Source organism: Acidovorax sp. NN32 (assembly GCF_057597245.1).
On the sequence record NZ_CP199679.1, the window covers coordinates 704,727 to 716,582 of the forward strand.

Sequence of the window (11,856 nt, forward strand, 5' to 3'; positions counted from 1 at the left end):
ACAAGCCGGGAACGTGTCTGTGTGACGGCACCGGGAAGGGATCGGAAACAGGTTCTTAAACCGGCAAATCGCGCATCCAGCGCTGGAGCGCCACGGCATCCAGCGGCACCGACACCACATGCCCCTGGATCAGGTCACACCCCAGGCCCTTGAGCAATTGCACCTGCGCCGGGGTTTCCACCCCTTCGGCCACGGTTTTGAGCTGGAGGCTGCGGGCCATCTGAATGACGGCCGTGACGATGGCCACGTCGTCGGGGTTGCCGGGCGTGTCCACCACAAAAGACCGGTCGATCTTGAGGCTGTCGATGGGGTAGCGCTTGAGGTAGGCCAGCGACGAATACCCCGTGCCAAAGTCGTCGATCGAGATGCCCACGCCCAGCGCTTTGAGGGCATTGAGGGTGTCCAGCACCTGGCCGGTCTGGTGCATGAGCACGGATTCGGTCAGCTCGATCCCCAGGTACTGCGGCGCCAGGCCGGTATCGCGCAGCGCCGCAGCGATTTCGCCAGCGACATCGCGCTGGCGAAATTCGAGGGCCGACAGGTTCACCGCCACGGGCACCAGGGCCAGGCCCTCGTCCTGCCATTCCTTGAGCTGGCGGCAGGCCTCGCGCATCACCCAGCGGCCGATGGGGGTGATGAGGCCGCGCGATTCCGAAAAGGTGATGAACTCGTCCGGCCCCACCAGGCCGCGCTGCGGGTGGCGCCAGCGTACCAGAGCCTCCAGCCCCTGCAGGGAGCCGTCTTCCAGGCTGATCTGGGGCTGGTAGTGCAGCACAAAGGCGTTGTCCACAATGGCCTCGCGCAGAAGGCGCTCGTGCTGCAGCACGTCGATGGCGCTGGCTTCCATGCTCGGGGTGTAGAACTGGCGGTTGCCGCGGCCGCTTTCCTTGGCGTGGTGCATGGCTGCATCGGCGCAGCGCAGCAGTGCATCGCCGGTGGTGGCGTGTTCGGGGAACAGGCTGATACCGATGGAGGGGGACACCGTCAGCGGCACCTGGCCCAGGGTGAACACGCCGTGCATGGACGCAAGCAGCTTGTCGGCCACCCGGGCGGCATCGTCGGGGCCCTGCACATCGGTCAGCACCACCACAAACTCATCGCCTCCCAGCCGCGCCACCACGTCAGCGTCGCGCACGCCCTGGCGCAGGCGTTCGGCCACGTTGCACAGCAGCTGGTCGCCTGCATGGTGGCCCAGCGAGTCGTTCACCGTCTTGAAATGGTCAAGGTTCACAAAAAGCACGGCCGCACGGCCGTGGCGCCTGCGGGCCAGCGACAGCACCTGCGACAGCTGCTCCATCAGGAAGTGGCGGTTGGGCAACTGCGTAAGCGTGTCGTGCAGCGCAATGAAGGCCTCGCGTTCCTGGGCCTGCTTGCGGGCCGTGATGTCACGCACCACCACGATGCGGTAGTCGGCGTGGTGCAGTGGCATGGTCTTTCCCACCACCTCCACGGGAATGACATGACCGTCCTTGTGGCGGATGGTCACTTCGTAGGGGTCTTCGCGCCCGGTGCGCGTGTAGTCCAGCGCCACGGCCCTCCATTCCGGACTGATGAAGTGGAAGATGGAAAACCCCACCACCTCCTGCAGCGCATAGCCCGTCAGGCGGGTGAGTGCCTCATTGCCGTCGGTGATGATGCCGTCGCGGTGGAACACGATGGCCTCGTCCGTGGCCTCGGTGAACTTGCGCATGCGCTCTTCGCTCTGGCGCACCTGGCGCTCCGCGCGCCAGCGCTCGGTGATGTCGGTGATCAGAACGAACGAGCCCAGCTGCTGCGAGCTGGCGTCAAAGTGCGGGATCAGGTTGACCTCGATCATGCGGGCCTCGCCATTGGGCAGGGTCTGCTCACGTGTGTACTTCACATGTTCGCCGCATGCGGACCGTTCCACATGCGGCTGGATGGCCAGCCAGGCCTTGTCGCCAATGGCCTCCTGCACCGTAAGGCCCAGGATGGACTCGGTCGTGTGGCCGTTGTAGGCGGCATAGCCCTGGTTGGCGAACTGGCAGCACAGGCCGGGCAGGTTGTAGTAGGCCATCAGCGCGGGCACGGAGTCTGCAATCAGCCGCAACAAAGCATCGCTGGAGCCACGGGGGCCAGGGGTGGGAGCTGCGTTGGTGAGGTCTTGCATGGGCAGGCGCTGATGGGTTTTGTTATAGCCGATAGACCTGACAGCAAGGCTTGGGGCAACTCCCCATGCAAGTTTGCTGCGCGGGTGGGTGGGTTGCGGTGGGTCTTTCTGTCACCATGGGGCATTGCCAGAAGAACAAAAGACAGGAAAGGTGCGGGAGTTCCATGCAGGAGTTCGGAGGTTTTTCCTCAGCGCTGGCCGTGCTGGCGAGCGCGGCGGGGTGCGGTTTGCTGATGGGTATTGAGCGCGAGCGTCGCAAAGGGGCGGGGCCCGACCGGGCGCTGGCCGGGGTGCGGTCGTTCACCCTGGCTTCCCTGGGGGGCGCAGCAGCTGCGCTCACGGCGGTTCCTGTGCTTGTGGTGGTGGGAGCCCTGTTGGTAGCGGCCCTCACGGTGGTGGCCTATGCGCGCGACCGCTCTGGCGACCCTGGCGTCACCACCGAGATCGCCCTGTTTCTGGCCTATCTGATCGGGGTGACCTGCGCGCGCGACCAGTTGCTGGCCGCCGCCCTGGCGGTGGTGGTGACGGGGCTGCTGGCGTTGCGGGACGTGTTGCACCAGTTTTCCAACCAGTGGCTGCAACCCGGCGAGGTGCGCAGCGGGCTCATTCTGGCCGCCTTGGCTTTGCTGGTGTATCCGCTGGCCCCCAACACCCCCCTGTGGCAAGACGTGCTGAACCCGCAGGTGGTGGTGCGCCTGGTCATCGTGCTGCTGGTGATCCAGTCGCTGGCGCACCTGGCCAAGCGACTGATGCAGGCGCGCCATGCCGTGGCGCTGTCGGCGCTGGCCTCCGGGTTTGTATCGAGCACCGCCACCATCGGCAGCCTGGGTATGGAGGTGCGAGCGGGCCGGGCCACGGCGCGCACCAACGCAGGCGCAGCGGTGCTGTCGTGTGTGGCCACCATGGCCCAGATCGTGGTGGTGGCCGCCACCGTGCAGCCGCAGTGGCTGGCGCGGCTGTGGCTGCCCGCGCTGGCGGGCGGGTGTGTGGCGGCCGGCGTGGGATGGTGGGGCGGGCGCGGCGCGGCGCACCTGTCTGCGAAGGCTACGGACGCCGGTGCGGAGGTGGCGGTTGCTGTTCCCCCTGACACCCCTATGTTCAAGCTGCGCGATGCCTTGCTGATTGCTGCTCTGCTCACTGGCATTCAGGCCGGTGTGCAGGGGCTCACGGCGTGGCAAGGCGACGCGGGCATGCTGGCGGGCGCGCTGCTGGCGGCCCTGGCCGACGTGCATGCCGCCACGGCGGCCGTGCTGGTGCGCGGCGGCCCGCACAGCGCGGCCGCACCCGCCATCGCGCAGGCCCTGATGGCCGCGCTGCTGGTGCATGCAGGCAGCAAGTGCGCGGTGGCCCTGGCCAGTGGTGGCTGGCGCTACGCGCTGGCTGTGGCACCGGGCGTGCTGGCGCACACCCTGGCTTTTGTGGGGGTGTTGGCCCTGCAGGCATAGCGGCTGGTGAAGGCGGGGCCGGATAATCGGCCCATGACCTCCAAAGAAAACCAAGCCCGCACTGATTTCAGCACGCTGGCCCTGAGCCCCGCCACGCTGGCCAACCTGCAGCAGCTGGGCTATACCACCATGACCCCCATCCAGGCGGCCAGCCTGCCACCCGCGCTGCTGGGTAAGGACCTGATCGCCCAGGCCAGCACCGGCAGCGGCAAGACCGCCGCGTTTGCCCTGGCCCTGCTGGCCAACCTCAACCCCCGCCGTTTTGCGGTGCAGGCGCTGGTGCTGTGCCCCACGCGCGAGCTGGCCGACCAGGTGACCACCGAGATCCGCCGCCTGGCGCGGGCCGAAGAAAACATCAAGGTCGTGACCCTGTGTGGCGGCGTGCCGCTGCGCGCCCAGACACTGAGCCTGGAGCATGGCGCGCACATCGTGGTGGGCACGCCCGGCCGCGTGATGGACCACCTGGAGCGCCAGCACCTGTCGCTGGAAGCGCTCAACACCCTGGTGCTCGATGAGGCCGACCGCATGCTCGACATGGGCTTCTTCGACGACATCGTCGTGGTGGCCAAGCAGTGCCCCAAGGAGCGCCAGACGCTGCTGTTTTCGGCCACGTACCCCGAAGGTATCGCCAAGCTCAGCGCCCAGTTCATGAAGTCGCCCGAGCAGATCACGGTGCAGGCCCAGCATGCCGAAGGCAAGATCGAGCAGCGCTGGTACGAGGTGAAAAACAGCGAGCGCCTGCACACGGTGTCGCAGCTGCTCAACCACTTCCGCCCAGAATCGTCCATCGCGTTCTGCAACACCAAGCAGCAGTGCCGCGACCTGGTGGGGGTGCTGCAGGCCCAGGGCTTCAGCGCGCTGGCGCTGTTTGGCGAGCTGGAACAACGTGAGCGTGATCAGGTGCTGGTGCAGTTTGCCAACCGCAGTTGCTCGGTGCTGGTGGCCACCGACGTGGCCGCGCGGGGCCTCGACATTGCCAACTTGGCCGCCGTGATCAACGTGGATGTGACGCCCGACCCCGAGGTGCACATCCACCGCATTGGCCGCACCGGCCGGGGCGATGCCGACGGCCTGGCGCTGAACCTGGCCAGCCTGGACGAGATGGGCTCCGTGGGCAAGATCGAGCAACTGCAGGGCCGCGAGTCGCGCTGGTTCCCTGTGGCGGACCTCACGCCCACGGGCAGCGGCCCGCTGGTGCCGCCCATGGTCACCATCCAGATCATCGGTGGCCGCAAGGAAAAGATCCGTGCGGGCGACGTACTGGGCGCGCTCACGGGCGAGATGGGCTACACCCGCGAGCAGATCGGCAAGATCAATGTGAACGACTTCTCGACCTACGTGGCGGTGGACCGCGCCATTGGCGCGCAGGCCGCGCAGCGCCTGAGCCAGGGCCGCGTGAAGGGCAAGACCGTGAAGGCGCGGCTCGTCACGGACTGAGAGGCTGAGAGTCTTTTATCCATGCCCGCCTTGCACGCGAAAACGCCCCGGCTCGTCGTTGCAAATGCTCGCCATAGCCCGAGCTATGGCTGTGCTTTGCGCATAGATCCGAGGCGTTTTCGCGCGCTTTTCGGGCGCGGCTAAAAAACTCTCAGCCTCTGAGGCGCTCACGTGGGGCCAGCGCCGCTGCGCGGAGGCTGGCTGCGCTGGTGGCAGGTGAAAGTTTGGGTGAAAAATGCCGCCAGTGCTTGATGGGTGTCATTTGTTGCTATCTGTTTGATAGTGACCAGGTTCTGCCCGGCGGCGGATCATTTCCGCAGCTGTTTTTTCACGTCACCTGTGGCATCTACGCATTGCATCAAGACCTATAGAGGACTATAGTTCTTGGCATGACCACATCCCACAAAGTTGTTGCCTTTGACAGTGCCCCGGGCCTGAGCCGCTACGCCGCCCTGGCCGCCGCCCTGCGTGCCCGCGTGGTGGCAGGGGAGTGGCCACCCGGCTCGGCCCTGCCGGCAGAAAGCCTGCTGGCCACCGAGCACCAGGTGGCGCTGGGCACCATGCGCCGAGCGCTGGAACTCCTGGTGGCGCAAGGCCTGGTGGAACGCATACACGGCCGGGGCACCTTTGTGCGCCAGGGGATTGCCGGTGCGTCGATGCTGCGCTTTTTTAGGTTTGACAGTGGCAGTGGCGAAATGCCACGCTCGCGCATCCTGTCACGCCAGCGCGTGGCGGCCCCGGCCGCCGTGGCCCGCAGGCTGGGCTTGGCCACGGGCGAGATGGTGCTGCGGCTGCAGCGTTTGCGCCTGCTGGCCGACCAGCCCTGTCTGCTGGAAGAGCTGTGGTTGCCGCTGGATGTGTTTGCTCCCCTGGCCGAAGGCAGCACCGCCGGATGGGACGACCTGCTGTACCCCATGTTCGCGCGGCGCTGCGGCGTGCATGTGCACCGTGCCGTGGACGACATTGGTTTTGCCGTGCTGACGGCCGCTCAGGCCATCCCCCTGGGGCTGGCCGCAGGCCATCCGGGCGTGGTGGTGCAACGGGCCGCCTACGACCTGGGCGGGCGCTGCGTCGAATGGCGCACCACGCGCGGCGATGCCCATGCCTTTCACTACACCGTGACCATTACATGAACGACAACCGCGGGGGTGTCCGTGGCCTGGCAAGCCAGTTCCACACCCCCTGCTGGACTTGGGGCGCCAGCTTCCTGCGTGTCCCCCTGAACGCCTGAAAACTCAACCAAGGAGACCTGTATGCACTATCTGTCCGATCCTCTGAACCCCCCTGGTTTGTCGCGCCGCGCGGCCCTGGCTGCCGTGGGCGCCACCTTGGCCGCCCCCTGGGTGCACACCCGCGCCGCGGGCGTGGGCGGCGGACGCACCGTGACCCTGGTTGTCTCTTACCCGGCAGGCGGCGGTGCCGACCTGATGGCCCGCATCATCGCGCCCCGCATGGCCGAGGCGCTGGGGCAAGGCGTTGTGGTGGACAACAAGCCCGGCGCCAGCGGCCAGCTGGCCGCATCGGCGGTGGCCCGTGCCACGCCGGATGGCACCACACTGCTGCTCGATGCATCGTCGTTCGCTGTCAATCCATCGCTCTACCCCAAGCTGCCCTACGAAAGCAACACCGCCTTTGTGCCACTGGCCGTGTTGGCGACCTTTCCGAACGTGCTGGTGTGCCACCCGGGCTTTGGCGTCAAATCCGTCAAGGAAGTCATCGCGCGGGCCAAGGCCAAGCCCGAGGACGTGGCCTATGCGTCGTCCGGCAATGGTTCGGCCCAGCATCTGGCCGGGGCGTTGTTTGAAGAGCGCGCGGGGGTGCGGCTGTCCCACATCCCCTACCGTGGGGGCGGCCCTGCCATGAACGACGTGATGGGCGGGCAGGTGCCGCTGTTCTTTGCCAATGTGGCCTCATCCCTGGGCCACATCCAGGCGGGCAAGCTGCGACCGCTGGCCGTGACCAGCGCCGTACGCGCCCGTTCGCTGCCCGATGTGCCCACCATGGCGCAGGCCGGCGTGGCCGACTACGAAGTGCTGGAGTGGAACCCCGTGCTGGCTCCGGCGGGCATTGCACCCGAGGTGCGCACGCAGCTGGTCAACGCCATCCGCAAGGCGCTGGCAGACCCTGAGGTGCTGGGCCGCATCCGCGCGCTGGGCGGCGATGCCTTTCCCGACGCCACCCAGGCCAGTGCGGGCAAGTTCATCCAGGCCCAGCAAGCGCAGTGGGGCAAGGTCATCCGTGAGCGCAAGATCGTGGTGGGCTGACCCGTGAGTCCGCTGGCCACATCCACACCGTTGCGGGATGCCCTGGAGGGATGGGATACGCACATCCATGTGTTTGATGCCGCCGCCCCGGTCCAGGCTGGGCACTACCAGCCTGCGCACCAGCCCCTCGAACGCATTGAGGCAGAAGCCGCGAATCTGGGCGTGGGCCACCTCGTGTTGGTGCAGCCCAGTGTGTATGGCACCGACAACCAGCTGGTGCTCGATGCCCTGGCGCGCGAACCGGGCCGGCACCGCGCCGTGGTGGTGGTGGATACCGACATTGCGGATGACGTGCTGCAGACCATGCACGCACTGGGCGTGCGCGGCGTGCGTTTCAATCTGGTGTCTCCCGTGGGCAACGGGGCGCAGGCCATGCAGGCGCTGGCGCCCCGCCTGAAGGCGCTGGGCTGGCATGTGCAGTGGTATGCAGCACCCGCACAACTCGCGCAGATTGCCCAGCTGCATGCGCAAACGGGGCTGCCCTGTGTGCTGGACCATCTGGCGGGGATGCACGCCGCCTTGGCGCAGGACGATGCGGCCTGGCAGGCGCTGGCAAGGCTGGCCGACCTGGGGGCATGGGTCAAGCTGTCGGGCTGGTACCGCCTTCAGGCCGGGGCCCCCTACGCCGAACTGCACGGCGCGATCCGCCGCGTGGCCGGTCTGATGGGTGAGCGGCTGGTGTGGGGTTCGGACTGGCCCCATACGGCGTTTGCTCCGGACGCCATGCCCGCCTACGCGGGTGTGTGGGAGCCGGTGGTGAATGCCCTGGGCGCGGCGCGCGCCGACAAGGTGCGCATGGCGGGCGCCGAGCTGTACCGCTGAAGCGAAGTGCGTATGGGGGCATTGGCATGGGTGCTTCCCGCACCCGCCGTCTCTTTACCTGGCGCCTGCCGTTTCCAGCATCCGCACCATTTCGCTGAAGCCGCGCTGCCGTGCAAGTTGGAGCGGCGTGTTGCCCTGCCGGTCGGTCAGCGTTTGGCTCGCACCCGCCCGCAACAGGGCTTGCAGGGTGGCTTGGTGGCGCGGGCCGCCGTTGCCCAGCACGATGGACTCGATGAGCGCCGTCCAGTGCAGGTTGTTCACATGGTCCAGCGGCGCGCCAGCGGCGATCAGCTGGCGCACCACGCCGTCGTGCCCCAGGTGGGCAGCGGCGATGAGCGCCGTGCCGTCGTAGCGGCTGGTCACCTGTTTGGCGCTGGCGCCCAGTTGCAGCAGCACGCGCAGCGTGGCCTCGTCGTCGGCCACGGCGGCAATGGTCACGGCGTCGTAACGGTCGTTTTCCAGCAGATCCAGACCAGCGCCCGCTTTGGCAAGGGCGCGGATCGCTTCGGCCTGCCGGGCGTATGTGGCCACATGCAGCGGTGTGCGGCCGTAAGCGTCGCGTGCGTTCAGATCGGCCCGTGCCGCGATCAGCTTGGTGAGCGCAGGCATGTCGCCGCGCGCCGCCGCGGCATGCAGGCCTTGGTAGGCCGCTGTTTCGGCGGCTGTGGGAGGCACCTGGGCTGGTGCCGGGCGTGGGTGTGTCAGCAGCAGGGCACATGTGAGCCCTAAAGGCAAGGCAAAAAAACGAACCATGGTGTTTTCCTCTCGGGGTATCCAATCCGTCGCTATGCAGAACTTGCTGCGTTGGCTATGCGCGCGGCCAATGCCAGCGGCCACCGCGCAAGGGCCGCCCCGCCGCGCTGGTGGCGTCCCCCTTGGGGGACGGCGCGTAGCGCCGCAGGGGGTTACTTGATCTGATCCTGCACCTTGGCGATGCCGGCCACGGCGCATTGCTCGTCCAGGTGGCCACCGGGTGCGCCGCCCACGCCCACGGCGCCGATGACTTCGTTACCCACCTTCACCGGCACGCCGCCGCCCAGCAGCAGGTAGCCGGGGATGTTCACCAGGTTGGCAGCAGCGGGGTTTTTCTGCGCGCCTTCCATCATGGCCAGCGTGGTGTTCTTGGCCGATGCCGAGGTGTAGGCCTTCAGGCGGCTGGCTTCCAGCGTGTGGGGGCCTGCGTTGTCGGCGCGGTGCACGGCGCGCACGGTGCCTGCGCGGTCCACCACGGTGGCGGTCACGTTGTAGCCGTTGGCGCTGCAGGTGGCGACGGTTTGCGCGGCGATCTGCGTGGCCAGGTCCAGCGAGATGTTCTTTTCGGTGCGTACGCCTTCGGCGCTGGCCGCTGTGGCGATCAGGGACAGGGTGAGGGCGGCGATGGTGGCGAGGCGGTTTTGCATGGTGTTCTCCGGTGTTTTTGACGTCGGTGCCACCCGTTGTGGCGCCGTGGGAGAACTGTAGAAAACGCTGCGGTTTTCAGCCATTCGGGCGGCTACGCGCGGGCCTCCGTAAAACTACGGAAGGCCTTGGCAAAGCTGCTCAGGATGCTGCATCCACCAGCGCCGCATACCGCCGTATCAGTTGCGCCAGCGACTCTGCCCCCAGCTTGCCAAACAGGTTGGCGCGGTGCGTTTCCACCGTGCGGGGCGACAGCTCCAGCGCGCGGCCGATTTCCTTGTTGGTCAGCCCCTCGACGATCAAGCCCAGCACCTCACGCTCGCGGGCCGACAGTTGCGCGAAGCGCTCGCGCGCCTGCTGGTCGGCCTGGTGGCGCTCGCGGGATCGCACATGCTGGCGCACGGCGTTCTGCAGGGCTTCGATCAGCACTTCGTCGTCCACGGGCTTTTCGAGAAACTCCGCCGCCCCGGCCTTGAACGCGCGGCGGCACATCTCCACCGTGCCGTGGCCGGTCAGCAGGATCATGGGCTGGTCCACGCCCTGCGCCAGCAGTTGCTCCAGCACCGTGAGGCCGCTGATGCCGGGCATGCGCACATCGAGCACGATGGCGCCGATACTGGCGCGGTCAAACCCTGCCATGAAGGACTGTGGGTCGGCCCAGGCCTGTACGCGCAGGCCCACGGTGCTGATGAGCAGGGAGAGGCTGTCGCGCACGGCGGCATCGTCGTCCACCAGTTGGATCAGGGGCGAGAGGGATTGCGCGTTATCGGTCATGGGCGGGTGGTGCGGTGGGCAGGGTCAGCACAAACTCAGCGCCCCGTGGGTCTTGGGCTGGCGCAGTGGCCTCAGGCGCCAGGGCCAGCTGCGCGCCCATGGCCTGCGCCAGGCTGTCGCACAGTGTCAGGCCCAGTCCCAGCCCGCCCGTGCGTGTGGTGTAGAACGGCTCGAACAGGCGCTGGCGTGCCTCGGGTGGTATGCCAGGGCCGTGGTCGCGCACCGACAGGGCCACGTGCCCGGTATCGGTGCGCGCCAGGGCAATGTGCAGCTGGCGTTCGGTGGCTGGCACATGTTCCAGCGCCTGCAATGCATTCATCAGCAGGTTGTGGATGATCTGCTGCAGGGCCACAGGCTCGGCCAGCACGGTGGGCAGGTCGGGGGCGGTGGTCACGCTGGGCACCACACCCCGCTGGGCCAGCTCGGGCTCCAGTAGGTGCAGCGCGTCGTGCACGGCCGTGGGCAGCGCCAGCGGCTGGGCCTGGCCTGCCAGGTCGGGGCGCTCCACCAGGCGGCGCAGGCGACCCACCACGGTGGAGGCGCGGCGTGCCTGCTCCACCGCACGGGCCATGGCCGTCTGGGCGGTGTCGAGGTCGGGCGGTTCATCGGCCAGCAGGCGCTGGGCGGCCTGGGTGCTCGACAGCAGGGCCGTCAGCGGCTGGTTCAACTCGTGCGCCATGCCGGCGGCCAGCTCGCCCAGTGTGTTCAGGCGTGCCACCTGGCCCAGGCGCAGCAGTTCTTCGGCCCGCTGGCGGGCCACGCGCTGGCGCCACAGTGCGTGGCCTGCAGCCCAGAGCGCAGCGGTCAGCACGCACCAGCCCAGCATGCCCCACCACGGCAGCTCGTGCAGGCCCACGCTGCGGCGGGCCACCACGTCCAGCGGCTGGCTTTGTGCCGCCAACAGCTTGTGAAACTCGTAGGTGCGGCTCCAGGCGCCCACCTCGGATCGGCCCGGCTGTACGACGAAAGCCTCGCCATCGCGCTCCAGCGTCACACGCACGGGGCTGGTGGACCTGTCCATGGGCCACTCGTCCATGGGAATGGTGCTGCGCAGGTCGATGTGCAGTGCGTAGCTGGCGGGCGTGCCTGCCAGCACGAGGTGATAGCGGCCTGCGGGCAGGTTCAGTCCTGCCATGGCCGCATGGCCGGTGCGGCGTGAGGAGGCTTCAGCGGCCGCCAGTTCTGCCTGCAGTGCGGGGGGCCAATCACTCTGCGCTGTGCGCTGCAGCACCGCCAGAATTTGCGGGTAGACCGAAGGCAGGCGGGGCAGGGGGGATGCGGCGTCGGTGCTGTTGCTCGCTGCGGCGGTGGGCTGCAGCAACGCCAGCGTGGCCATGATGGCATCGTGCTGCACCACACGCTGGCTCAGTAGCCGGTGCACGATGCGCGCGTCGGTCTCGAACGCTGCGTGCAGCTGCTGCAAACGCGCGACGGCCAGCCAGCTGGCGCCCGCGCATGCGACCACGGCCCAGAGCAGCAGGCTGGGGAGATGCAGGGTGCGGTACGAGGGAAGGCGGCGGCGCCATGCCGGGGTCATGCGCGGATTCTGGCATGGGGGCTTGCGCGGGACGCGCTTCGCCGAAGGTAG

The 11,856-nt window shown here is 67.9% G+C and carries 10 protein-coding genes; 5 read left to right on the top strand and 5 right to left on the bottom strand.

Annotated elements, in window-relative coordinates; all coding sequences use genetic code 11:
- Positions 1 to 55: 55 nt before the first annotated feature.
- Positions 56 to 2,128, bottom strand: coding sequence for a putative bifunctional diguanylate cyclase/phosphodiesterase (locus ACT89O_RS03310; RefSeq protein WP_487261812.1), 2,073 nt, complete (start codon positions 2,126 to 2,128; stop codon positions 56 to 58).
- Between the two features lie 164 nt (positions 2,129 to 2,292).
- Here ACT89O_RS03310 and ACT89O_RS03315 point away from each other — a divergent pair, with 164 nt between their 5' ends.
- The 5 genes from ACT89O_RS03315 (at position 2,293) to ACT89O_RS03335 (ending at position 8,096) form a co-directional block, all read left to right on the top strand.
- Complete coding sequence (locus ACT89O_RS03315) at positions 2,293 to 3,573, top strand: MgtC/SapB family protein (RefSeq protein ID WP_487261813.1); 1,281 nt, start codon at positions 2,293 to 2,295, stop codon at positions 3,571 to 3,573.
- 33 nt (positions 3,574 to 3,606) lie between these two features.
- On the top strand, positions 3,607 to 5,010 hold the full coding sequence (gene dbpA, locus ACT89O_RS03320) for an ATP-dependent RNA helicase DbpA (protein WP_487261814.1): 1,404 nt from the start codon (positions 3,607 to 3,609) through the stop codon (positions 5,008 to 5,010).
- 389 nt (positions 5,011 to 5,399) lie between these two features.
- Positions 5,400 to 6,143 carry a GntR family transcriptional regulator gene (locus ACT89O_RS03325; protein WP_487261815.1) on the top strand — a complete coding sequence of 248 codons (744 nt, stop codon included), beginning with the start codon at positions 5,400 to 5,402 and terminating at the stop codon, positions 6,141 to 6,143.
- Positions 6,144 to 6,263: 120 nt separating this feature from the next.
- Positions 6,264 to 7,274: a tripartite tricarboxylate transporter substrate binding protein gene (locus tag ACT89O_RS03330; RefSeq protein WP_487261816.1), complete on the top strand. Its 1,011-nt coding sequence runs from the start codon at positions 6,264 to 6,266 to the stop codon at positions 7,272 to 7,274.
- A 3-nt stretch (positions 7,275 to 7,277) separates the two neighbouring features.
- The gene (locus ACT89O_RS03335; protein WP_487261817.1) at positions 7,278 to 8,096 is read left to right on the top strand and encodes an amidohydrolase family protein; all 819 of its coding nucleotides are present in this window, start codon (positions 7,278 to 7,280) and stop codon (positions 8,094 to 8,096) included.
- Between the two features lie 54 nt (positions 8,097 to 8,150).
- Here ACT89O_RS03335 and ACT89O_RS03340 read toward each other — a convergent pair whose 3' ends face one another.
- The 4 genes from ACT89O_RS03340 to ACT89O_RS03355 all read right to left on the bottom strand — a co-directional run bounded on the left by ACT89O_RS03340 (position 8,151) and on the right by ACT89O_RS03355 (position 11,805).
- Positions 8,151 to 8,849 carry an ankyrin repeat domain-containing protein gene (locus tag ACT89O_RS03340; protein WP_487261818.1) on the bottom strand — a complete coding sequence of 233 codons (699 nt, stop codon included), beginning with the start codon at positions 8,847 to 8,849 and terminating at the stop codon, positions 8,151 to 8,153.
- Between the two features lie 152 nt (positions 8,850 to 9,001).
- Positions 9,002 to 9,496 carry a GlcG/HbpS family heme-binding protein gene (locus tag ACT89O_RS03345; protein ID WP_487261819.1) on the bottom strand — a complete coding sequence of 165 codons (495 nt, stop codon included), beginning with the start codon at positions 9,494 to 9,496 and terminating at the stop codon, positions 9,002 to 9,004.
- Positions 9,497 to 9,635: 139 nt separating this feature from the next.
- Entirely contained in the window at positions 9,636 to 10,268 is a 633-nt protein-coding gene (locus tag ACT89O_RS03350; RefSeq protein ID WP_487261820.1) for a response regulator transcription factor, read from the bottom strand.
- On the bottom strand, positions 10,258 to 11,805 hold the full coding sequence (locus ACT89O_RS03355) for a sensor histidine kinase (RefSeq protein ID WP_487261821.1): 1,548 nt from the start codon (positions 11,803 to 11,805) through the stop codon (positions 10,258 to 10,260). Before ACT89O_RS03355 ends, ACT89O_RS03350 begins: the two co-directional genes overlap by 11 nt.
- Positions 11,806 to 11,856 lie beyond the last annotated feature (51 nt).